The 23,533-nt window shown below is 43.2% G+C and carries 21 protein-coding genes and 1 tRNA gene; 7 read left to right on the top strand and 15 right to left on the bottom strand.

Annotated elements, in window-relative coordinates:
* Window positions 1–88: 88 nt before the first annotated feature.
* Window positions 89–763 (top strand): pyrimidine 5'-nucleotidase, encoded by a 675-nt coding sequence (gene yjjG, locus FKQ60_RS07305; protein WP_004396500.1) that lies wholly within the window; start codon window positions 89–91, stop codon window positions 761–763.
* A gap of 53 nt (window positions 764–816) precedes the next feature.
* Here yjjG and rnk read toward each other — a convergent pair whose 3' ends face one another.
* Window positions 817–1,227: a nucleoside diphosphate kinase regulator gene (gene rnk / locus FKQ60_RS07310; protein ID WP_004396497.1), complete on the bottom strand. Its 411-nt coding sequence runs from the start codon at window positions 1,225–1,227 to the stop codon at window positions 817–819.
* Window positions 1,228–1,467: 240 nt separating this feature from the next.
* Between rnk and phnR the strand changes: the two genes are divergently transcribed.
* Window positions 1,468–2,187: a phosphonate utilization transcriptional regulator PhnR gene (phnR, locus tag FKQ60_RS07315; RefSeq protein WP_161438268.1), complete on the top strand. Its 720-nt coding sequence runs from the start codon at window positions 1,468–1,470 to the stop codon at window positions 2,185–2,187.
* Window positions 2,188–2,275: 88 nt separating this feature from the next.
* On the opposite strand, the gene FKQ60_RS07320 is transcribed toward phnR, so the two are convergent.
* On the bottom strand, window positions 2,276–3,064 hold the full coding sequence (locus FKQ60_RS07320) for a siderophore-interacting protein (protein ID WP_004396493.1): 789 nt from the start codon (window positions 3,062–3,064) through the stop codon (window positions 2,276–2,278).
* A 170-nt stretch (window positions 3,065–3,234) separates the two neighbouring features.
* Here FKQ60_RS07320 and FKQ60_RS07325 point away from each other — a divergent pair, with 170 nt between their 5' ends.
* Both FKQ60_RS07325 and FKQ60_RS07330 read left to right on the top strand, forming a co-directional pair.
* On the top strand, window positions 3,235–3,762 hold the full coding sequence (locus FKQ60_RS07325; RefSeq protein ID WP_004396491.1) for an NUDIX hydrolase: 528 nt from the start codon (window positions 3,235–3,237) through the stop codon (window positions 3,760–3,762).
* A gap of 127 nt (window positions 3,763–3,889) precedes the next feature.
* Window positions 3,890–4,393 carry an RNA-binding S4 domain-containing protein gene (locus FKQ60_RS07330; RefSeq protein WP_161425399.1) on the top strand — a complete coding sequence of 168 codons (504 nt, stop codon included), beginning with the start codon at window positions 3,890–3,892 and terminating at the stop codon, window positions 4,391–4,393.
* A 39-nt stretch (window positions 4,394–4,432) separates the two neighbouring features.
* Here the strand turns inward: FKQ60_RS07330 and FKQ60_RS07335 are convergent, their stop codons facing one another.
* Window positions 4,433–4,621, bottom strand: coding sequence for a hypothetical protein (locus tag FKQ60_RS07335; RefSeq protein WP_004396488.1), 189 nt, complete (start codon window positions 4,619–4,621; stop codon window positions 4,433–4,435).
* 117 nt (window positions 4,622–4,738) lie between these two features.
* Between FKQ60_RS07335 and FKQ60_RS07340 the strand changes: the two genes are divergently transcribed.
* Window positions 4,739–5,176, top strand: coding sequence for a TM2 domain-containing protein (locus FKQ60_RS07340; RefSeq protein ID WP_154171112.1), 438 nt, complete (start codon window positions 4,739–4,741; stop codon window positions 5,174–5,176).
* Between the two features lie 76 nt (window positions 5,177–5,252).
* Here the strand turns inward: FKQ60_RS07340 and FKQ60_RS07345 are convergent, their stop codons facing one another.
* Entirely contained in the window at window positions 5,253–6,485 is a 1,233-nt protein-coding gene (locus tag FKQ60_RS07345) for an OFA family MFS transporter (RefSeq protein WP_170906246.1), read from the bottom strand.
* A 396-nt stretch (window positions 6,486–6,881) separates the two neighbouring features.
* On the opposite strand from FKQ60_RS07345, the gene FKQ60_RS07350 reads away from it, so the two are divergent.
* Window positions 6,882–6,956, top strand: a tRNA-Gly gene (locus FKQ60_RS07350).
* A 199-nt stretch (window positions 6,957–7,155) separates the two neighbouring features.
* On the opposite strand, the gene FKQ60_RS07355 is transcribed toward FKQ60_RS07350, so the two are convergent.
* The 4 genes from FKQ60_RS07355 to clcA form a co-directional block, all read right to left on the bottom strand.
* Complete coding sequence (locus tag FKQ60_RS07355; RefSeq protein WP_170906247.1) at window positions 7,156–9,765, bottom strand: EAL domain-containing protein; 2,610 nt, start codon at window positions 9,763–9,765, stop codon at window positions 7,156–7,158.
* Window positions 9,766–9,984: 219 nt separating this feature from the next.
* Window positions 9,985–10,935 (bottom strand): tripartite tricarboxylate transporter substrate binding protein, encoded by a 951-nt coding sequence (locus FKQ60_RS07360; protein ID WP_158145045.1) that lies wholly within the window; start codon window positions 10,933–10,935, stop codon window positions 9,985–9,987.
* Between the two features lie 145 nt (window positions 10,936–11,080).
* Window positions 11,081–12,037 (bottom strand): TDT family transporter, encoded by a 957-nt coding sequence (locus FKQ60_RS07365; protein ID WP_004396481.1) that lies wholly within the window; start codon window positions 12,035–12,037, stop codon window positions 11,081–11,083.
* 116 nt (window positions 12,038–12,153) lie between these two features.
* Complete coding sequence (clcA, locus tag FKQ60_RS07370) at window positions 12,154–13,551, bottom strand: H(+)/Cl(-) exchange transporter ClcA (RefSeq protein WP_004396480.1); 1,398 nt, start codon at window positions 13,549–13,551, stop codon at window positions 12,154–12,156.
* A gap of 471 nt (window positions 13,552–14,022) precedes the next feature.
* Here clcA and FKQ60_RS07375 point away from each other — a divergent pair, with 471 nt between their 5' ends.
* Window positions 14,023–15,006 (top strand): GTP-binding protein, encoded by a 984-nt coding sequence (locus tag FKQ60_RS07375; protein WP_158137302.1) that lies wholly within the window; start codon window positions 14,023–14,025, stop codon window positions 15,004–15,006.
* 73 nt (window positions 15,007–15,079) lie between these two features.
* On the opposite strand, the gene FKQ60_RS07380 is transcribed toward FKQ60_RS07375, so the two are convergent.
* The 7 genes from FKQ60_RS07380 to FKQ60_RS07410 all read right to left on the bottom strand — a co-directional run bounded on the left by FKQ60_RS07380 (window position 15,080) and on the right by FKQ60_RS07410 (window position 23,306).
* Entirely contained in the window at window positions 15,080–15,784 is a 705-nt protein-coding gene (locus FKQ60_RS07380) for an ABC transporter ATP-binding protein (RefSeq protein ID WP_004396460.1), read from the bottom strand.
* Window positions 15,777–17,057 (bottom strand): ABC transporter permease, encoded by a 1,281-nt coding sequence (locus tag FKQ60_RS07385; protein ID WP_170905267.1) that lies wholly within the window; start codon window positions 17,055–17,057, stop codon window positions 15,777–15,779. The genes FKQ60_RS07380 and FKQ60_RS07385 overlap by 8 nt, the downstream gene beginning before the upstream one ends.
* Window position 17,058: 1 nt before the next feature.
* Complete coding sequence (locus tag FKQ60_RS07390) at window positions 17,059–18,276, bottom strand: ABC transporter permease (RefSeq protein WP_170905268.1); 1,218 nt, start codon at window positions 18,274–18,276, stop codon at window positions 17,059–17,061.
* Window positions 18,276–19,547 carry a TolC family protein gene (locus FKQ60_RS07395; protein WP_170905269.1) on the bottom strand — a complete coding sequence of 424 codons (1,272 nt, stop codon included), beginning with the start codon at window positions 19,545–19,547 and terminating at the stop codon, window positions 18,276–18,278. Before FKQ60_RS07395 ends, FKQ60_RS07390 begins: the two co-directional genes overlap by 1 nt.
* Window positions 19,537–20,664, bottom strand: a complete 1,128-nt coding sequence (locus FKQ60_RS07400) for an efflux RND transporter periplasmic adaptor subunit (protein ID WP_004396452.1) — start codon at window positions 20,662–20,664, stop codon at window positions 19,537–19,539. Before FKQ60_RS07400 ends, FKQ60_RS07395 begins: the two co-directional genes overlap by 11 nt.
* 299 nt (window positions 20,665–20,963) lie before the next feature.
* Window positions 20,964–21,908 (bottom strand): ribosome biogenesis GTPase YlqF, encoded by a 945-nt coding sequence (gene ylqF, locus FKQ60_RS07405; protein ID WP_158137307.1) that lies wholly within the window; start codon window positions 21,906–21,908, stop codon window positions 20,964–20,966.
* Window positions 21,909–22,220: 312 nt separating this feature from the next.
* On the bottom strand, window positions 22,221–23,306 hold the full coding sequence (locus FKQ60_RS07410; RefSeq protein ID WP_158145054.1) for an ABC transporter substrate-binding protein: 1,086 nt from the start codon (window positions 23,304–23,306) through the stop codon (window positions 22,221–22,223).
* Window positions 23,307–23,533: the final 227 nt, after the last annotated feature.

The raw sequence follows: 23,533 nt of genomic DNA on the forward strand, positions 1-23,533 counted from the left end.
GCTCCTTAATCAGTTAACGGATCTAATATGAGATTAACATCTTATTAAAAACAATCTACACTTGCTCAGCAAATTTGAGGAGTAAATGATGAAGTACGATTGGATTTTGTTTGATGCGGATGAAACCTTATTCCATTTTGATTCTTTTAAAGGAATGCAGTTGATGTTCTCCCGTAAAGGCGTGGATTTCACTGAGCAAGATTTTATGGAATATCAAGAAGTTAATAAGCCTTTATGGGTGGACTACCAAAATGGTGATATTACGGCAGAACAGCTAAAGCACACGCGATTCGAACTCTGGGCAACAAAATTGGATACCACGCCGGCTGAATTAAACAGCGCATTTTTGACCGCGATGGCGGACATCTGTACTTTGTTACCAGGGGCCCGAGAATTATTGGAGGCGTTACGTGGTAAAGCAAAGCTTGGCATCATCACGAATGGATTTACCGAGCTACAAGATGTTCGATTAACCAAAACCGGCATGAAGCACTATTTCGAGCATATCGTGATTTCAGAACAGATTGGTATTGCTAAACCGGATGCGGGCATTTTTGCCTATGCCATGGAAATGATGGGCCACCCAGCTAAGGAAAAAGTATTAATGGTGGGGGATAATCCACACTCTGATATTTTAGGTGGATTGAACTTTGGACTTGAGACATGCTGGTTGAATACTCATCAACATCCAAAACCAAGTGGTATCGACGCGCACTATGAAGTGGCTTCATTACACGAATTAAAAACGATTTTGCTGGCTTAATTGGGGTAGGTAAAACCTGATGCAAAGTTAGCCTTTGCATCAGGTCAAAGCGTTTAGCGGTTATATTCGCCGTTGCGCTCAGGTTGATCGATAATATCGATGATTTCGATGGTCCGCTCAACGCCATTTGGCATTGGCCAAGTCAGTTGTTGGCCTTTAGAAAGTCCAAGTAGTGCGCTACCAACGGGAGCGAAGATAGAAATATCATCATTACCCTTCACATCATGAGGGTACACCAAGGTTTTTTGCATCACATCGTCGCTGCCTTGAAACTTAAATTTCACGGTAGAGTTCATAGTGACGACATCCGCAGGGATCTCTTCCGGGTTTAAAACAGTGGCTCTGTCGAGTTCATTTTCTAGACGTTCTAATTCTTTAGACAACTTAGGTAGTTTGTCCATCAGTGCGCTAATTCGATCCATATCCAGAGTGGACACGATAATCGCGTTATTATTGTTTGGCATTTTATTTTCTCCAAAAAGAAATACCGCCCTGAACGTATCAGGGCGGCATAGAAACTGATTTAATGGTACCGCTTGGCACCTATTGTGTTATAGAACATAAACCGAATGGAGAGAAAATACAATCTATATGCCCATAGTTTTACATTTTTGCGCTACTATCGACATGTCAGGTATGGTTAGACTCTACATTTAGCGCGGTCGATATGCATATCAGCACTATCATTTCAATCAAGGACTATCGTGCAGTATTTAGCGATTAAAGACATTATCATCGAACAGATAAGCTCTGGTCAGTTATCCGCCAGACAAAAACTGCCTTCGGAACGTAAGCTGGCTGAATCATTCTCAACCACAAGGGTAACGTTGCGTGAGGCACTCTCTTTACTTGAGGCCGAAGGGCGGATTTATCGAGAAGATCGCCGTGGTTGGTTTATTTCTCCTTCGCCACTGCGTTATGACCCAACGCAAAATCTAACGTTTGAACAATTGGCAAAAACTCAGCAACGTGTTCCAACGGTTCAATTGCTCACGGCTAAAAGTAGTTTAGCCAATCCGCAGGCCAGTCGTTTATTGCAGCTCAAGCCTTTTTCAGAAGTGTATCATCTTGAGCGTGTCCGTTGCTTAGAGCAGAGACCAGTTGCTTTTGTGACCAATTATCTAAGCCCAGAGCGTTTTCCGAATTTACTGACTTTAGAGTTAAGCCAATCACTGACCTTGCTTTATCAGCAACACTTTTTTACCGAGTGTGCAACGATACGCTATCGTATTACCAGTCGATCTCTGTTGGGGGAGATGGCACAAGCGTTGCGTACAACGCAAGGAACGCCAGCGATGGTTATTGAGCGAGTGAGGTATGATGCACAAGGTGGATTAATCGATACGGAGATAAGTTATTGGCGTCACGATGCCATTGTGATTGAATCTTTGTTGACGATGCAGGAACCATGCTACGACGATTAAAAATGATAAAACGCGACGGGATATAAGTAGAGTATCAAGCCGCGTTTTAATTAAGCCTAAACCAATGATAGGCAGAAGTCAGTTAGCCTCAACTATTGGCTTCTGCGTCTTCTCGTTTTAGCACTTTATGTCCATCTTCCGTCACGCCATTTTTCCAATAGCTGCTGATGTATATATGATCGCGTTCCACTTGCTTGTCATTGCGAAAATATTGACGAAGTTCACGCATTGATTCAAATTCACAAGCACACCAAACGGTGCAAAGTCCCGCCAACCAAGGTTGAGCTTTTACCGTCTGAGTTAATGTCTCCCCCTGATCAGTATGAGCCCAGATGATTTTGACTCCTGGTGGAGCAACTAAAGGTTGTTGATCGTCAGGATGAGAAATTTCAATTACGGCATAGCCTTGAGTTTTTGGGTCTAAGCTCGTTAGTGTTGTTGCTAGAGCAGGAAGTGCTGTCATATCAGCAGCTAGACAGACCCAGTCGGCTGCCCAATTCGGGCCCTGGCTTTTACCTGGTCCGGCGATGAATACTTCATCTCCCACTTTTGCGTTTTCTGCCCAGCGAGCGGCAAAGCCACAGGATAGATCCTCGGTAATATGTCGGACGAAGTCGACCGTCATTTGATTGCTATGAGGGTTGAATTCACGAATCGTATAAGTGCGTAAAATCGGTCGCTCGGTTGGGGTTAAACGCGAGAGATCAGGATCACCTTGTGGGGTAAAAACCAATTTAAAATAGCCGCCAACACTTTGTTCACCAAAATGGGCAATCGTGTCGCCTTGTAGCGTAATACGTTGAATGTTCGGAGAAAGACGCTTGGTCTCGGTGACTGTAACCCGATAGAAGTCACGTTGTTTTTCTTGAGTTGCCATATTTATTCATCAAAGTAGGGAATCATTTTCTCTATTACCTTAGCGGTAAATGAATCATTCGGCAATGATAATCGTTGTCGTTTCTATCTATTCAGAAAAACACAGAGCGAGTCTCACGCCGCGTTAAGGATCATGATAAAATCGGTCATTAAGAAATAATAAGGTAGTTTATGAAACATTTACACACCGCGACGCATCCCGAGGTGACGGAACTCAGTCAACACACTATTGTCCAACGCCAAGCTGCACGAGCGATCGTTACCGATGGCGATGATATTTTGCTGCTCTATACTGAGCGTTATCATGATTACACCTTACCTGGTGGGGGCATTGATGAGCATGAAGATATTATTCAAGGCTTAGTCCGTGAGCTCGAAGAGGAGACGGGTGCTAACAATATTCACCATATTCAACCTTATGGTATTTATGAAGAATTTCGTCCTTGGTATCGAGATGATGCGGATGTGATGCATATGATCTCCTACTGTTATACTTGTAAAGCTGATCGTCAGTTAGGTGATACTCGTTTTGAAGATTATGAAATAAAAAATGGCATGCGGCCGATGTGGGTGAATATCCATCAAGCGATTGCTCATAATGAGCAGACAATTGCCAGCAGTGATAAAAAAGGCATGAGCATTGAAAGAGAAACCTTTTTATTACGTTTAATTGCTAAAGAAATGGCGATGAAGCCCTAAAATAAGTCATGATACCGCCTAATCGACAGTCTTGTTGGCTAAGATAGGTATGACAAGCCCTGTTTCTGGTCTTGTCTGTGAGTGTATTCGGTATACACTAGCGCGAAATATTGAATGAGAAATGATCATGAGTCAGAGTGTTGACGACCAGCAAGAAGTAGAAATTGAAGCGATTGGCGTAGAAGTCGATAATCAGCCGATTGAATTATACAAAGTACTCAAATTAGCGAATGCAGTGAGCGGTGGTGGAGAAGCGAAGCATGTCATCGCTGAAGGCTACGTTGCGGTGAATGGCGAACTAGAAGCGCGCAAACGTCGTAAATTGTACGATGGTGATTTGATTGAGTTCAATCAAGAATATTATCTGGTGATCTGTGATGCGCCAGTGACGGAAACGATTGAACGTCCATTAAGTGCAGAAAAAGCGCCAACTAAGAAAAAAGCCACGCCTTCGGCACCTAAAGCTAAAAATACGCAATCTAAGCTCACTCAGAGCTCAAACCGTCAAACTGACCAAAAGAAAGCAAAAAATAAGATTAAGAATAAGACAAGCAAAAAAGGTGTCGATACATCAGTCGTTGATGATCAACTGGATAACGAAAGTGGACGCAGTCGAATCCGCTTTTTTTAGTGTGATATAGCAAGGGAGCCAATGACTCCCTTGCGTTATTTATCGCCAATCATCGTCAATAAACGTTCTTCCTTCGAGTGCATAAGGGTCTTCATCGAAAGGATGCTCCATTTTCCCTCGAAGTTGCTCTAACTGTTTTTCAAGGTGGTTGACCGTTTGGAAATCACCTTCTGAACACGCAACATAAATTTGTTGCTCTAAAGCATCAATGTTATCTCTAATGTTCATCTCACACCTCCGGTTGCTTACGTGAGTTGGGAGTTACTGGCTATTCATGGTTAGTATATACCCTGTTTTGGGAATGTGCAGAGATGGCAACATTCATTATCTGAGGTGTAAGTAAAAATGAAAGGCACTGTTATTGATTTCAATCAGTTCGACCACACTGGGCTTATTTCCGGTGAGGACGGTAATCGATATCCACTGACAATATACGAGTGGAAAGGCGAACAAGGACCAAAAATTGGTCTTACTGTTGATTTTTTTGTTCAGGATGGTCAAGCCACAGCGATTTATCCATTACCGAGTAGTAAATCATCGAAGAAAATTGTGGCCGCTTTACTGGCGTTTTTCTTCGGCTCGCTAGGGGTACATAAGTTTTACTTAGGGTATATCAAACAGGGGTTGATCATGTTGTTTGCCTTTCTGTTAGGCTTTTTGTTACTTGGTATCCCTTCAGCGATCATTGGGATTATCGCTTTTGTTGAGTTTCTTATTTATGTGACGAGGTCCGATGAAGAGTTCGAGCAGACCTATATTCTGAGTCGTAAACCTTGGTTTTAGAGTGTCCGAGTATATAAAAACGCGCTGCCTTTTTAGAGCAGCGCGTTTTTTTAGGGGAAAATGTTGAGCCGCAAGATTAAGCGGTTTTCAACTCTAATACTTCGGGGCGAGTAATGGGTTTGGTTACTAAAGCCAGCAAAATACACAGTGCCATCATCGCGGCTGAGATACTGTAAGCCAGCTGATAATCGCCACCATGGGTCATCGAGTAGCCGACCACGGCTGCGCCAATTGCGCCACCAATACCCCATGAGGTATAAAGAACGCCATAGTTGGTGCCGTAATTTTTCAAGCCATAAAATTCAGCAGTGATCGATGGGAAGACAGCAAGTAACGTACCGTAACCGACAGCGGCGATAGCAGTACCGATGATCAGTGTCCATTCAGAATCAAATTGAGCAAACAACATCATATTGGCTCCTTGCAGTAAAAAGGCGATCAGTAGAGTTTTTACGCCGCCGATTTTGTCGGACAATACACCTGCAGCAATGCGCCCACCTGAGTTGAAAATCGCTAAAATAGAGGCAAGATAAACGGCATTAGGTAAGCTTGCTTGTACGCTGGCGATATTGGTTATATTACCAATAATCATTAAGCCGACCGATGCGGCTAAGGCATACATGACCCATAAGGCGTAAAACTGTGGAGTTCTTAGCATGGCTCGCCATGTCATATCATTATTGATAGAAACTTTTTTCGCTTGCTGACCAGCTTTTAATGTTGGTTCAGCGGGCACGTAATCACTTGGCGGATTATTGATGGTGCATGCTAACGGTACTGCAATGACCAGTACACCAATACCCAGTAAAATAAAGCTAGTTTGAATACCATAATGAGTGATCAGTGCTGAGGTTAAAGGAGCAAGATAAATAGCGGCTAAGCCAAATCCAGCAGCAATTAATCCATTAACCATCCCTTTCTTTGAAGGATGAAACCACTTCATGGCCGATGGTGATAGACAAGCATAACCAAAGCCAATGCCGGCACCAGTGATGATCCCAAAAGTGATATTGAGCATAGCAACCGATGAAACAAATCCGGAGGCAATCATGCCTAATCCGGTTAACGAGGTACCAAGAATAAGAATATTACGGGGTCCCATCTTATCTTGTAAGACACCAGCGATCAGCAATGAAACCGAGAAAGCGATAGTGGCAAGTGCATAAGGGGACGAAGCATCGGCTGCACTCCAGCCAAAATCATTGACGAGCGCTTTATTAAATACGCTCCAAGCATATAGGATGCCAAGACAAAGGTTGATACAAAAACCAGCTAGAAGAATACGTAGCGCTTTATCAATCTTGCTCATTAGTTGGGATACTCAAAGGTCAGTTCAGGAAAATGCCAACGGCATTAGTTAAAAATTAGTTTGCAATTATCAACACAAATCACAAAGCGCGCGGATTATAACCAATATCGGTGTGATTGGAATCACTTTTCACATTCGATTGAAGAAAATAATTGATAGTGGTTTAGTAGAAGCATGAACTATTTCTGTGGATGATGGAATAGGGCTGATTAGGCGAACAAAATTGACATTTCGGGAGAAAAAATGCCTCTCATTTGACCTGACAAGATTAAAACTTAACCCATTGAAATCAATTTGTTTATTTTACAAGCAAACAAACTGAAATTCTAAAAAAAGGCTTTTCTTTTCTTATAACTGTGGCAATATACACCCCGTAAGCAAGCCAGACCAAACAAAGCGTGCGTCGTATAATGGCTATTACCTCAGCCTTCCAAGCTGATGATGCGGGTTCGATTCCCGCCGCACGCTCCAAGCTTACTAAAATCCGTCAGAAGTTATCAAATAAAGCGCTTAGATGCGCTGTTTTTTTATCTTTATGTTTAATAAATTTTTTTCCTCTCATAACCGTTTACCATTTGCAAGAAAGCCTCCAGTTTATCTTTGACGTCTGTCTACCCAGTATCCAAATCTATCAAAGCCGGTTTCTGATAATATTAACCACAGAGTTGCGTTAATTTGTTTTGGCTGTTGTCGGAATACCATCAGGATAATTAAATGGGAAGGCTTCGAGAGGGACAGGACGAGAAAATAAATAGCCTTGGAAATCCAAACAACCGTAGCTAGCGAGAGCCAGTCTTTGTTCTTGTGTTTCGACGCCTTCAGCAATCACCGCTAAGTTCATGCTTTTCGCCAATGAGACAATCGTACGAGCAATATCCGCATCATGACTATTGGTGAGTAAATCACGCACAAAAGATTTATCAATTTTGAGTTGATCTAAAGGTAATCGTTTTAAGTAGTTGAGTGATGAGTAACCCGTTCCGAAATCATCGAGAGAAAAACTCACCCCATATTTTTTTAGTTGCGACATTTTTGTGATGGTATCTTCAAGATCTTCATGAAGCATACTTTCTGTGAGTTCCAGCTTGAGTCGATGAGGATTCGCTCTATAACGTTGCAACGCTTCTAGAACTTGCTGAACAAAACCAGTTTGATGGAATTGCTTGGCACTGATATTAATGGCGAGAACCAGCGAGTCAGTGAGCGGTGAGTTTTGCCATACAGCAAGGACTTGGCAAGCTTGATCTAATACCCACTCGCCTAAAGGAAGAATTAACCCGGTTTCTTCAGCAATAGGAATAAACTCTATTGGTGAAATTGTCCCCTGTTTAGGATGTTGCCAACGAATAAGGGCTTCAGCGCCAGTAAGTTGACCATCATGGGTGACTTGTGGTTGATAGTATAAAGTGAATTCATTACGAGTTAAGGCGTGGCGAATATCATTGGCCATGGCTGCATGCTCTAACACTTTGGCTTGCATTTCTGGATTAAAGAATCGATGTGTATTGCGACCCGCTCCTTTAGCCTGGTACATGGCTAAGTCGGCATGCTTAAGTAATTCATCAATCCCTTTGGTCTCACCGAGGAAAAGGGTAACGCCGATACTTAATGTGCTAAAATGTTCAATATTATCAATGTAATAAGGCTTAGATAATGTATCAAGAATCTTTCTGCACAATAAATCAGCACGTTTAGAGGCGATGTCTAAATCCGAATCCAGTTGTTCAAGAATGATCACAAACTCATCGCCACCGATTCGAGCAACGGTGTCCGTTCTACGTACACAGTCAAGTAATCGTTGACTGACTAAGGTTAAAAATTTATCGCCAGTATCATGGCCTCGAGTATCATTTAGAGTTTTAAAATCATCCAAGTCTAAATATAAAATTGCACCGTACTGGCCATTTCTTTGGCTATTTAGTCGAGCTGATTCTAAGCGCTCCATTAATAACTGACGGTTAGGTAATCCAGTTAATTGGTCATAGAAGGCGAGCTGTTTTATTTTGCTTTCTGCGGCTTTACGTTGAGTGATATCAATTAACGTGATCACATAATTAATGATTTCATCTTCATGATCACTGATGACGGCAGTGATCATTGTCCACTGTAGATACTCTTCTCCATTTTTACGTTTATTAAAGATTTCACCTTGCCATGAACCTTGTGTTTTTAATTGCAATTCAAGTTCATCGTAAAAGCTTTGATTATGACGACCCGAGCGAATGACTTTTATATGATGGCCTAGTACATCTTTTGGTTGGTAACCGGTAATATCAGTAAATGCTTGGTTCACTCTAAGAATGTGTTTTTTTTCATCGGTCACAACCATACCTTCGGCTGACTCAAATACCGTGGCGGCAATTTTTAGATTTTCCACCATATGCTGCATCGCATCTCCCACTTGATTGTATTCATATATTCCAGTAGGAGAAAATGATACTCTTAGTCCTTTTTGAATACCTTGAATATAGTCGGTCAATTGGCTTATCGCTCGGCTATGACTTAGATGTAAAAGCCAAGCGGCAAGAATCAGCAGCAGTAAAAAAACACCAGATAATAAAAAGAACGTTTGCCAATAATGTTCAGAGACAGAAGTAAATCTCTGCTTATCGATACCCATTTTTAAGTTTAAGGGATATGCTTTATTGTTAATGTTCAGGGTTGCATTTAATAGATATAGATTTTCATAAGCACGCATCTGTGATGAAGTTTTTTCTTCACTAGAATGTGCTGGAAGCGCGATACTTGGACTGTATTGAATCAGTCTTGCTTGCTGATAATGAATAGAAAGAGCATCTAAATCGGCCCGTTCAGCGAGAGTCTGAATAAAACTTCGGTTTTGACCAATCGCCAAACCAATAAACATATAGCCTCGTAATTGAATGCTTGCAGGGTCAAAAATTGGAGTCGCTTTCAGTAAGGCGGTTAAATTTGGACTATGCACTAATGCCCATTCACTTGTGTAATGTAGAGGAGAGCGTAATGAATTTAACATTGGTTCAATATTGTATAAAGGGAGTCCTGCATCCATTAAAACCTTGCCCGAGGAATCGGTTAAAAAGAAAATATCAAGGTTTGCTCCTAATGCTGAATCTTGAAACATATAGATCATATCTTCAGCAATGTTATTAAACTCAAAGTTCTCACCAGTTAATGAAGTGAACACTTGATTAGATGCAGTCGTGTGTAAATAAACCTCTAATAAATCTAGACGATTTTCTATTAAACTTTGTACGGTTCTTTGTCGCTGCGCTAAACTATTTTCAATTTCTGAATGCAAACTGATTTCTGCAGTACGTATTGAATAAAACATGGAAATAAGAAGGGTAAACAAGCTTAGAAAACCAAATAGCAAAGTAATTCGGGTAGTGAATTTGAGTTCCCACCTGTTTGTTTTGCTTTTTTTTCCTATTTCTGAGCTTGAAGGCATTAATGTGTCTCTCCGAAAATTTTATTATTTTATAATTCTAACTATTGCACTATTGCACTATTGCACTATTCATTGAGACTCTGCAATTAATTGTTTGTACTCTTTTACTTGGGCGTTGAATAATTCAATTAATGCGGATTCATTCATAAATATAACGGGCATTTTTATTGTCTCTTCTGTGACTTTTTTAAATCGTGCGTCTTGAGTCACTGATTGAAGCGCTTTGGCTAAAATATCGACTTGATAGTCAGGAGTATTGGCTGGAACGGTAATCACACGGATCGCATGCATACTTACGTCGTAACCGAGTTCTCTTAAGTTAGGTACTTGTGGATAATGGGCAAGCCTTTCATCCGCCAAACTGGCAAGGACCCGCATTAGTCCGGAGTCAGTATAAGCGCTATGTGTGCCGCCACTAAAGGCAAGGTCGGCATCCCCAGAAAGGATTAATGGAGCCATACCCGCTCCTCCGGTCGTTGGCATAATACGTAATGTAATGCCTTCACGCCGCATGATTCGATTGATCACGAATCGATCTTGAATGTTTTGCGACGCATAAACTAAGCCGGGGTTGGCTTTGGCATAAGTAATAAACTCGCTCCACGTAGCAAATGGAGTATTAGGACCAGTGACTAAAGCAATTTGATCAAGAGTAATACCAGCCACGTATCGAAAACTGGTTAACTGGTAAGAAGCCGGAGTTGCTAACGGTGCGAAGGTATAAGGCAGAGAAAGTCCAAATTGAAAGGTGTAGCCTTGATCGCGACTGTTTGCCAGCATGGCTGCCGCTGAAGCTCCTCCAGCACCAGGATGGTAAAGAATATTAACGGGTTGGCCGAGTTTTTCGGAAAGAACTTTCGCGAGGACTTGCCCTTGAATATCCGTACTGCCACCTTGATTAAAACCAATCAACATAGTCAGTGGCTGGGTAGGAAAGTTGGATTGAGCAAACGTTGGTACTGTTACTATCAATGTTAATAACAACAGTACTAGGTGAGCTAATTGTTTGGTTTGTCTCATTATCGTGCCACCTATTTTGTTGAATTATTCTAAGTTTAGGAGCGGTTTATGGTTCTGTCTATGGCAAGCGATCATGATAAATTATCAATGGTTAACGATGATGGTTTATTTGCCCATATTGAGTATCGACGCGGTCGGTGATGATTTACTTTACGATGACGGGAGGGGATGGCCAATACATTTTCCAGTATCCCCAAACAACCCAAGCGACGAGTCCTGTAGCGACAAGAAGTTCAAATAAACCAAACAGATGTAGCCAGTACCAGTGTGGGTAAAATTCTGAAAAATAATCGGTTAAACGATGCATCGCGATAGCGCTGATCACCGAAGGAAAAGTAAGCGCAGCAATTGAAGGTTGAAAGGCTAAACGCAATAGTCTGAAATAACAAAGATAAATTAATAGCGTCATGGTGATGGCAATACCCGCTAAAGCACCAGTGAGGATCGGATCCGGGGTAGCAAAATTGACCAGATAGGTGGCGAGAGTAAGGTTAATCGGCGCAGCCATGATCGCTAAGGTTGGACGTGCCCGTCTGGGCAGCATGCCTTCAAAGACTAAGCGATAGAGTACCACTGGTAACATCACAAAATAGATAGCAACACAGACACTAACCAGCGTTTCAGAAAAAACAGTATGGCCAAATTGTGTCCCAGCAAGAGAACTGCTAATCAGACCGACTGGGTAGAGAAACCAACTGGGAACAATATTGGAGATTTTAAAATTCAGGAGCTGAAAGCGAAAAAACAGGACCATCATGGTCATGTGCAACAGTAGGGCTAGAGCCCATATTGGATAAGCAATACTTGGAGAAATAACCGCTAAATAATCACATAAAATTAATAGTGCCATACTCATTGGAGCCATTAAACTGCCGTGTAGAGGATGACGGAGATCATTAATAAATGAAGAATAACTAGTGAGATATTTACCTAAAACGGGCAGTAATAATAAACTACCAAACAGCGCAAAGTAGGGATGGAAAAGAGCTCCCCAGGTTGGTGAGTAGAGTGTCCAAGCTTGACCTAAACCAATAATGCCCAATGCCAAGGCTGCTTGTGAAGCGGGTACGCTTTGTACATGCAGTAATTTTTTCCAGTGCAATGTTCACTCCATTGAGACACATAACGAGCCATAAAAACAGCGGCGATTCTAGCAAGTTATGTCTAACATGGGTAATCAATCACTAGATGATTATCACAAAATGATCACATTTATAGCTAATGACCATTGGGTAACTCTTGTTGGCGCAGTTTCTCTTTTTTGATGGTTCTGTGCAGCAGCTGGCTGTAAATAGGTTTGCCGCCTAAAAGCTGAGCAAAAATGACTGCGCCGAGACTGGTAATGATTAATGGTAAGATTAAATAGTAATTATTAGTCATTTCTATCACCAATAAAATACCAGTGATCGGTGCTCTAACCGTGGCAGCAAATAGTGCTCCCATGCCGGCGATCGCAAACATGCCTGGTTCGATATTGAGCTCTGGAAACCAGCTTTGAACAATTAAACCAAAGGCGTAGCCAAACAATGTCCCTAATGCCAACATGGGAGCAAAAATGCCACCGGGAGCACCAGAACCGAAGCAGAGTAGAGTCGTAACAATCCTTCCTAAAAACAATAACAGTAATATACCGGTCGTATACTCTCCCATCGCTACTGAGGGGATTAAGCCAATACCTCCACCGGTAAGTTCAGGGATGTAGAGCAGAGTTAAACCAAAGCATCCTCCAAGTAGTGAGCCAGTAAGAAGGTAACGATGACGGAGGTTATGGTGAATGCGAACAAAGAGGTCTTGACTCAAGGTGATCAGTTTATTGAAGAGCACGCCGAAAGCACCGAATAATATGCCAAGTAATAGGAAAAACAGTAGGGATCTCAATTCTGGGGCCGAATATTGTGGCAAAGTAATCACCGCTTGTTGGCCATTAATGACTCGGTACACAATATTGGCTGACACGGCTGCAATGATCACACTTCGTACAGAAATAAAGCTGTAGCGAAATTGTGGACGCATCTCTTCCAATACGAACATAATGCCCGCAAGAGGCGCATTAAACGCGGCGGCAAGACCACCAGCAGCCCCAGCAGCAAGCAAAGAGTGTCGAGTATCATCGTTTTTTACTCGAAAAACATCAGATACCATTCGACCCACGGCACCGCCCATTTGTACGGTTGGACCTTCTCTTCCCAAAACCATACCTGAGCCAAGTGCGCCCATACCGCCGATAAATTTAACCGGTAAAACGCGCCACCAGCGAACTGGACGAATGTTATCCATTGCTCCTTCAATTTCTGGTATACCAGAGCCTGCGGCTTCAGGAGCGAATCGATGAACGAGGTAGTAGCCGATTAAGGCTAGTCCAGCGCTGATCAAAAAAGCGGCTAGCCAAAGAGGAACCAGTGAAGTAATCGAACCCACTAACCATTCGGTGCGTGACTCAGAGACGAAATGGACGGCAAGTTCGAAATACGTTGCGATCAGTCCGGCGAGTATCCCGACGATCATAGATAGAAATAGGATCGATAATGAAAGCTTATCGTTGGCAAGAAATTGGCTAAAGCTGTCTTTAGGTATTTTATTGAACAATCGATGAGAGAATTTCTCGCGGACAAGCATGTACACAACAGCCTTATAGAGGTAACAAAATGTAAATTATACTTAGCCAATCCTTTAACTGTAGTTTTAAAAATGAAATATTGAATTGGAAAAATAGCTATTGTATCGCCATTAATGATGATTTTTGAACAGGATCGCAAAGTCATATTTCAACCGAAAAAAAGACGATAAAAAAATGGTGTTTTTCTGAAAATGAGCGATATTTAAGGCGTAAGGCAAACAGAGTATTTCAACAGGAGGAAACGCAAGCCTTACCTACAATTTGGATGGATTAAACCTACAATTCAAATAGCCTCGATTATGATCAGGTTGCAACTATAGCCTTCCTGATTCGCACAACTCACGATTGAGTTCCGAGGATTAAGGCGCGCTCATACAGTGCGCCTTTTGCTGTTTAGGCGCTTCTCCTCAGCTCGTTTCAGTCTACACCTCTTTGTTTTTTGTATATACTCCGCGAAAAGGAGTACCACGATGACAAAAAAAGTACCGACCAATATTATTACTGGCTTTCTTGGCGTGGGTAAAACGACCACGATTTTAAACTTATTGAAGCATAAACCGGCGGATGAAAAGTGGGCGGTGCTGGTTAATGAGTTTGGTGAGATAGGTATTGATGGCGCGATAATGTCCGAACAAGGGGCATTAATTAAAGAAGTCCCGGGTGGGTGTATGTGCTGTACGGCGGGTGTACCGATGTCTGTGGGGATTAACACCCTGTTAAGGCAGAAGCCCGATCGTTTATTGATCGAACCGACAGGCTTAGGGCACCCCAAGCAAGTTATCGCCACTTTAACCTCTGCCCAATATCAGCCTTATGTTGACCTCAAAGCGACCATTGCACTGGTTGACCCTCGTCATTTAAGTAATGATAAATATTTGATGAATCAAAACTTTAATGATCAATTAGCCAGTGCTGATGTGATTGTTGCCAATAAAGTTGACCAAGCAACGCCAACAGATGTTGAGATGTTCCAGACTTGGTTCGCCAGACAGCAACCAGCGAAAGCGGCTTATCAGTTAGTCAGTCAGGGCAATTTATCGCTCTCGATGCTTGATATGGAGCGTAGTGCGGAAAGTGCATCAAGCCATATCGAAGCTCATCACCATCATCATGCCCAATTAGAGCCACAGTTTGCTTTAGCCCCGGGACAAGCATTTCTACGTAAAGAAAATCGTGGTCAAGGCTACTACAGTTGTGGCTGGTTATTTGGTGCAGAATATCAGTTTGATTTTGATGAGCTGTTTTCGATGCTTAGCGCCTTAACCGCTGAACGGGTCAAAGGGGTTTTGAACACGACCAAAGGCTGTTATGCCTTTAATGCCAATAACGGGGTGTTATCGGTTAACGAGTTAACCCTACAAGGCTTTGAATCTCGTTTAGAAGTCATTGATTCACAATTGATGCCATGGGATCAGTTGGAGTCAATTTTATTGACCTTAGCCAACATCAAATGATGATTGATTCAGAAAGATAAGAAGGCCGTTTCTCAGCCTTCTTATCTTCTCTCTAGAGTAGTGAGTTTCAGCGTCATTCGCTTTGATGAACAGGCTTATCCGATAACACTTTACCATCCTTAATAGTAATGATCCGCCGAGTGCGCTGCGCCAGTGCCACATCATGAGTGACAATAATTAATGTTCGACCTGCTTGATGAAGCTGATTGAATAGCGTTTCGATCTCAGCACCCGATTTGGAATCCAGTGCCCCCGTGGGTTCATCGGCCAAAATGATTTGCGGATCATTGACCAACGCACGGGCAATGGCCACTCGCTGCTTTTGACCACCAGAGAGTTGATTCGGCTTATGATAACGACGATCGCCGAGGCCAACGCTGTCTAATAAATGCTCGGCACGCTGACGCCTCTCTTTTAGCGTTGTGCCGCTATACACCAGTGGCAGGGCGACATTATCAATCGCATTCGCATAATCAAGTAAATTAAAACTTTGAAAAACAAAACCAATTTTTTGATTTCTTATCTTGGCTAACTGGTGATTGGTTAACGATGATACCCGTTTATCTTCCAGTATATAGTCACCGCTGGTTGGTGTATCTAAACAGCCGAGAACATTCATCAGGGTTGATTTTCCTGAACCTGATGGACCAAGAATAGCAAGGTATTCGCCTTTATCGATATTCAGTGAGACATTATCCAGCGCTTTGACTTGTTCTTCACCACTTCGGTAATGTTTACAGATATTGGCGAGTTGCACGAGAGGAGATTGATCATTCACTTTGTAATGCCTCTAATGGAGTGATGTTTGCTGCGCGATTAGCGGGAAACCAAGCCGCAACGACGCCGATGATGACTAATGCCGTCATCACCAAAAATAGAATGGGCCACGACAGCTCTGGCTGGGGTTTTCCCAACTGTTCATAAAGAAAGTTACCTTGTAGTGGCAGGTGTTGGACTAAGCGTATAAGGCCGTAGGTGAAACTCAGTCCGACGATACCGCCCATCCCCATGGTTAGTATGGATTGAACTAAGTAATGAAGACGAATGTTGGCGCTGGTGGCGCCAACCGCCATTTTCACGCCAATATCTCGTGTAGCGCGTTTGACGGTCGCATACATCACATTGGCGATGCCAATGCCCGCGACACTCAGAGTAACAAGACCAATCACACCTAAAAAACTTTGCAGACCGAGTAAAAAGCGTTGCATACTTTTTTGTCTGAGTAGCATATCTTGGCTTTGAATTAACTGCTCATCACTCGGATCGGCAGAATATTTTCTGGCTAACACTTGTTTGATCACTTGAGCTAACTGTTCACGATCCGCTTGCGCAATGGGCTTGACGTTAATTGCGGCAATCGGTTGGTTGGGATGAAAACGTTGCCAAGTGCTCAAAGGGACAAACAATGCATAATCAATTGGTAGGCCTTGTTCTATCAGTGAAGCGTTGGATTTTATTACACCAATCACGGTAAAATCTTCATCACCGACTTTAACGATTTTGCCGACTGGATTAATGGTTAACACGGGCGACTGCAAAAAATCCTCGTCGCTCTCTTGATTGAATAGCTGGCTTGCAGTGGTATAACCCAGCACGATGACTTTACGTTGTTGCTGATTATCTAATTGATTAAACCAGCGTCCCCCGGGTATCATTTCTATTCCTGTCAGTTGAGCATAATCAGGACTAACCGCATACGGGGTTTGCCAACTGCTATTTTCCTGATAACGGACGGTTTTATCCCACACGGCGCTAATCTCAGCCTGTTGCACGCTCGGTAATGCACGAACCACATCGACATCTTGCGCTTGTAAGGATAAAGCTTGCCCAGTAAAGAAACGACCACTGTTGATACTGGCGTAGCCTGGTGTGATATAAATCAGTTGACCATTGCCGCTTTGCGAAGCACGGCTTAAGCCTTGTCTTAAGCCTTCACCGCTCGCTAACATCATACTGATGCACAGCGTACCCCAAGCAACAGCAAGAACGGTTAATAAAAGACGCTGTTTTTCTGCCAGCATTTCCTGAATAATTTGTCTGATTGGCAGCATGCTATCCTCTCGCACTTAAAGCTAAAACTGGCGTTAAATGTGCAGCACGGCGAGCTGGAAAATAAGCGGCACATAACGCTAGACAGGCGGTGATAAGGAGCGATCCAACGATCGAAGCACTGGTGATGATCGGCGTACCCAACCAGTCAGGTAAACCAAGCTGATTCAGCGTGGCAATGGCCAAATACGAGAGCCCAACACCTATCGCGCAGCCGAGGGTAACCAATAACGTGCCTTCGAGTATAAATTGCCAGAGGATAATTTTTGGTGTCGCGCCAACGGCCAGTCGCACGCCAATCTCTCGCGTTCGCTCGGTTACCGACAAAAACATAATATTGGCAACCCCCAAAGCGCCGACAGCGAGGGTCATCATCCCGCTGGCACCTAAAAACAGCTGAATACCGCGAAACAGGGCATTAATAAACTGAGCACCACTGCTGAAGTCTGGCAAATAAACCGCTTCGCTGTCGGTTGGGTCATAATGCTGTTGCTTGGCAAAAAACGTTTGTATGGCATGACGTAAAGCTACGCCGGGAATATCCGCTTTGGGTTTTACTAACAAAGAATAGGGGTTACTTTGCCATAAATCAGTAAAGGTGGTGCTGGGAATCATTAGTTGATTGCTCTCATTATTTAACGACACTCCACCTTCTTTTTGCTCAGTGATACCAATAATAAAAAAGGGTATGCCATTCACCTTAACGCTATCGCCTAGCGCCAATTGACCGACTTGGGCTAATTGCCAACCGATGATCGCTACTCTCGCATGATTGAATACATCATTAGGGGTTATCGCACGTGAAGCTGGACGTAAGGTTAGGCTTTGTAAAGCAAAATAATGCTGATCAACTCCAGCGACATAACCTGGTAGTGAGCGTCCTTGAGCGTTGGTAACCGTAGCATCCCATTTTCCGTACATCACCGAAAGTTGTTCTATCGCTGGTTGTTTGGCTAAGGCATGCATTTGCTCCTTAGAGATCCGGATCGGTCGTTTGGCTGGAAGCCCTTGCCATGGCTTAGCGGTTTGACCGGGAAAAGCCATCTGAGTATCACTCATCAGTAACGCAAAGGATTGAGTATTCACTCGATAAAAACCTTCACCTAAAGCGACCAAAACCAGTACCGACAGCATTCCCCAGACAATGGCAATAATGGCTAATGTGCTGCGTAAGCGGTGAGCCAATAAGGTTTGGGTAACTTGCAGAAATAGAGTGTTCATTACTGCAGCACTCGTGCGATTAACGCGATATTCTCATCATCCAATTTGCCCACTGTTTTTAGTAAAGCAATACGATGATACCAGTAGTCGTACAGACGGGTTTGTAAGGTATGTTTGCTATTAAACAGCGCATTATGAGCGGTGATCACCTCAGAGGCTTCTGTCATGCCAGCGTTATAGACCGCTTGTTTACTTTCCAGCGCGGTTTGTCGCGCCAGCACTTGTTGCTGGGCAATTTCAATCCGTTGCCATTCCAATTGCAGTTGATGAAAGCGAGTTTGAATTTCTTGTTGAATGTCAATCTCGACTTTTCTCACTGCTTGCTTGTTGTTTAAGATAGTGAGTTGAGCGCGATCCACACTAGAACGTGTCGCTCCATTTAAATCGATAGGCACGCTGAGCGTCAGCCCTGCATTCAAATCACCATCACGACCTTGATCAGTACTTTGATAGGACACGCTACCTGATAGCGTCGGGTAATATTTGGCTTTAGCGGCGTCATGTGCAAATTGAGCCGCAGTTAACTCTTGTATGCTGGCTAACAAGGTCGGACTGTTGTCTTTGGCAAGCTTAATCCATTGTTGTTCAGTCGCAAAAGGTAAAGTGGGCTGCTCTGATACCTGCGTATTGATTTCATGGATTTTATCAACTGGCTGATTAATGAGTGCTGTTAACGCATATTGTTTGCTAGCAAGATCCGATTGTGCGGCGAGTAAAGCTGCTTGCTCATCAACATGGTTAGCGCGCATATCTTCTAACTCTGTGGCGCGAATTTTACCGGCCAGATAGCGTTGCTCGGTTACATGTAGTAACTGTGCGCCTTCTCGCCATTTCTCTTGAGCAAGAGTGAGATCACCTTGGGCGCTGGCCAATTCAAGATAAGCGGTTAGTAAACGTGCGGCCAGGTTATTGTATTCCGCTTTTGCCCGCAGTTGCGCAGCAACATAGTGAGCTTGAGACTGATCAAGCGCAGACCAAGCAGAGCTATCCCAAAGGGTTTGACTCAATGTGGCGCCATAACCCCTTTGGTTGTCACCATCTTGGTTCCAACTGGTTTGCGCCGTGATATTCAGCGATGGGCGTAATACGCTAGTGGCAGTGGCAACGTCAGTTTGACTAATTTGTGATTGGATTTGCGCCTGCATGTAGGTTGGATCAGCGGTTTTTGCCGCTTGCCAAGCTTGTTCTAACGTAATAGCAAAAGCGGGCTGACTGATCGCAAGCGCTAATAATCCATAACGGGTAAAATTGATCAAGGCATTAGTTGGCATAAGAATGACCCAGCATACTGTTATCAACAATCGTTTGTTGGTTTTCAAGCCCAGAGATAATTTGCACATTGATGCCATCGGATAACCCTAATGTTACCGGCTGTGCAGTGAATCCATGTTCTGAATCATCAGCAATTAACACTTCGGCTTGGTTACCTTGAAAGCGTAATGCGCGCTCCGGTACCGTCACCACATTCTCTACTTTTTCTAAGATGATATGAGCGGTGGCTGAAAAGCCGGAGCGAAGGGTGATATCCTCTGGAAAGTTGAGCTGGCTAATTTCGACTTCAAAGCCATTATCAAACCCCGTGTTATTGCTCGAACTGGTGTTATTGAGTTTTTCAGATTGCACAGCGACTTTGCTTAACACGCCCTCGATATTTAGGGTTGGAAAGGGGGCGAGTATCACAGTGACAGGCATGCCAACCGCGAGTTGTGCCGCATCGTGTTCACTGACGCTGCCTTTAAAAATCATATTCTTCATATCTGCAATCGACATCAGTTCGGTCGCGGCTTGGCTAGAGGCCGTAGAGATGATCGGCTCACCCACCTCTACTTTTAAATTTAAAATAGTGCCATCGATCGGAGCGGTAAGGGTTGAGGTTAATTTAGCATCACCAATTGAGGCCTCGCCGCTACGGATTAATTCTAAGTTTTGGCGTTTTTGTACCACATCGGCCAATTTTGATTTCAAATCGGCTTGAGCTTGAATGTAGTCGCCGTAGTTTTTAGGAATAATATTCTGTTTAACCAGACGTTCTAAATTGGTAACGTTTTGTTTTGCTGACTCTAAACTGGCTTCACTTTGCATTAACATCGTGGTTGCTTCGGTCAGTGCCTGCGGAGTTGGGTTAGGGGTGATTTTAATTAATGGTGTTCCCGCATTCACATGCGCACCAACATGGTGGAATATCTCACCAACAATACCTTCAATTTGCGATTTAATTGATACTGAGTGAGCCGGAACGATTTGTCCCACAGCGATGGCTTGTTTTTCAATTTGGCCTAATTGTGCCGTTAAGGTCGGTAGTGATGCTTTGGGTTTTGATAAATGAGCGCTACCCCAGTAACCGCCAGCCATTAATACAATGGCGACTGCAATCCAGCGTTTGTTCATGTTAGGTTCCGTGAATGATATAAGAGCATGAATGTATGATGATGAATTGGTGATTAGGTTCCGCAGATAATTATTGGGCGGTTGTTTATCAAAGAGAGGTGTTCATCTCAGATATTCGATAGCCTACTAATCATGAGTGGATTTGTCACTCAGTGGTGTGTCTTGGAATGTACGTTTATGTATTGTGTACACAGGATGTTGAGAGTCGAAGTGTTGATGTATAAGAGGCAAGAACAAAAAAGTCACAACTTTAAGTGACGTTGTGACTTTTTAATGCAAGAAGTTCTGAAGTGTAGTTGTTAGCGCTTATTACGTAGATAACGTTTACGGCGTTCTTCTTTAATTTTCGCTTTTTCTTCCGTTTTACGGATTTCTTCTTGTTCGACTTCGATTAACTCATTAGGGATCATGTCTGGGCGTTCTAACGTAATTTTACCCAGTACCCCTTGGCGAAGTTCATGCAAGAGAATTTCCGATGCTTTATGCAAATCTACTCGCCCACCAGCGCGAAGAGCACCACGCTTTTGGCCAATGGCTTCCATCCATTCCACATCCGATTCAGGTGTGCCATCAACGTGATAGCGTGCAATAAGATTATCGGCATAATGTTTGGCAAGATACTCGACAGTATAAAAAGCCACATCCTCATATTCCATCGCGGTATCTTTAATCGCGCCAGTCGCAGCAAGACGAAATCCACTGTGAGGGTTTTCAACTTTAGGCCACAAAATACCAGGCGTATCAGACAGCACGACACCATTTTGTAAATTGATCCGTTGTTGACGACGTGTCACCGCCGGCTGGTTACCGGTTTGGGCTATCGCTCGACCAGCTAAGGTATTAATGATGGTCGATTTACCAACGTTGGGGATACCCATGATCATAGTGCGAACATTTTTGCCCACCTCTTCACGATGAGGGACCATCTTACGGCACAATTCTAAAATCCGATGGACTTCTTGAGGATTAGCGGTGGTGATGGCCATTGCTTTCACCCCTTGCTCTTGCTCTAAATGAGCAATCCACAACTCGGTCATTTCAGGATCGGCTAAATCACGCTTATTGAGTACTTTAATACAAGGTTTATCGCCGCGGAGCTGAGAAATCAGTGGGTTTTCACTACTGTAAGGAATACGCGCATCGAGCACCTCGATAATTACATCAATTTGCGGAATTGCTTCTTCAATCTCTTTACGAGCCTTGTGCATGTGGCCCGGAAACCATTGAATTTTATTGTTAACCATTTGAGTTTGTAGCCTTTCGTTTTTTGGTTTTAGCTGGTGAGGTATCAGGTGGGCATCAAAACAATCGATGAGTTTGATTGGATCGCCATACCAAACTAACCATAATTACAGCAGCTCTTATGTTGAGTATTTTAGCATTTTTATCATAGCGCGGGAATCTACATATGATGAGGTTTGTGTTTAGTTCGTTAGCGAAGATGAAAAGTGAAGCAATTAATAGGTTGTGAATAATGAAAAAGTTTACAGGAAAATGAGAATGATGAATCGATAAGCATCGAGCCCAACGAGAGCGTTGAGCTCAATGGCAAAGGATTAAGGGAGCTGAGCAACAAAGGTGCCTTTAGGGGTAACTGGCAAATATTTTTGATAGAAATCCAGATAGGCTTGCTCGGGGTTGAGATCAGTAAAGACATCAGGGTAGAGCGCCTTGGCATAAAACTGAATCATTGCGCCATCCATAATGGTTCGACATGCGCCATGATAGGCGGCATACATCCGGTTATTTTTTACTGCATTAATGGAAGACCAACCCAGCCGCTGTTTAAAGCCCGCTAGCCGTTGTTTTGCCGTTTCTTCGGCGACGTCTTGCCCTATGAGCATTGCATTGCTGGCGGTGCCGGATTCATACCCTGTAATAACAATCACATCGGGGTTGCTGGCAATAATTTGTTCAGGGTTAAGTTTTCCCCACCATTCGACATAAGGGGCTGAAATATTATCGCCACCCGCCATGGTTGAGATAGCTCCCCACATATTTTTACCAAAGGTGTAGCCCACTTCATTTACACCGCTTGCACCATATTCGGTATAGATTTTTGGTTGAGGTTTATTTGCCGCAGCCAGTCGTTGAGTTATCTTCTCGACACTTTCCTGATATTCATTCGCAATGGCTTCAGCCCGTTTTTCTTGCCCCGTGATGGTGCCAATCAGTTGGGTGCTTTTTACATGCCGTTCTACCGTTTGAGCATTATAATCGACAACCACAATAGGAATCCCCATTGCTTCAAGGCGAGAGACTTCTGTGCTCAAGGCTTTATATTGCCAATCGGCTAATAGGATAAGGTCAGGGTTTAGGCTGATCACTTTTTCTATCGAAAATGAATTGGTATCTACTCGGCCAATTTCAGGGATATCATCCAGTGAGGGACGATGGTTAACATACATCTCCCAGTTGGCTGGTCGAGCTTGCCAGATGTATTTTGACATACCAACGACGTTGTCATAGGCCGCTTCTGTACCAATAGCCATATAGTCTTCAGGGTAAAACCCAACAATAACGCGTTGAGCGGGAGCGTTAAAGGTAACTTGCCTTTCTAATACATCAGTAACGGTAGTCACTGCTGAGAGAGCTGTGGTGCTAAAAGCCATTGCAGCCATGATCAGGAATTTTTTGTACATACGATGAACTCTTTATTTGCTATTAAATGCATATTTGGCGTTTGAATGCGCCGTACCATTGACATGATTATAAGAATAAACTAAATAATTATGCAAATAGTTATTATTTAGATACTCAATATGTGGTAATTATTATTTATTGAATGGTAGTATTAGCGGCCAAGGCCGCATAATGCGCGCTGATTCAATGCTGGTACGAGTCACGCATATACAGGCGTGTTCGAGAA

The organism is Vibrio sp. A11, from assembly GCF_013048705.1.
Taxonomy (GTDB): domain Bacteria; phylum Pseudomonadota; class Gammaproteobacteria; order Enterobacterales; family Vibrionaceae; genus Vibrio; species Vibrio metschnikovii.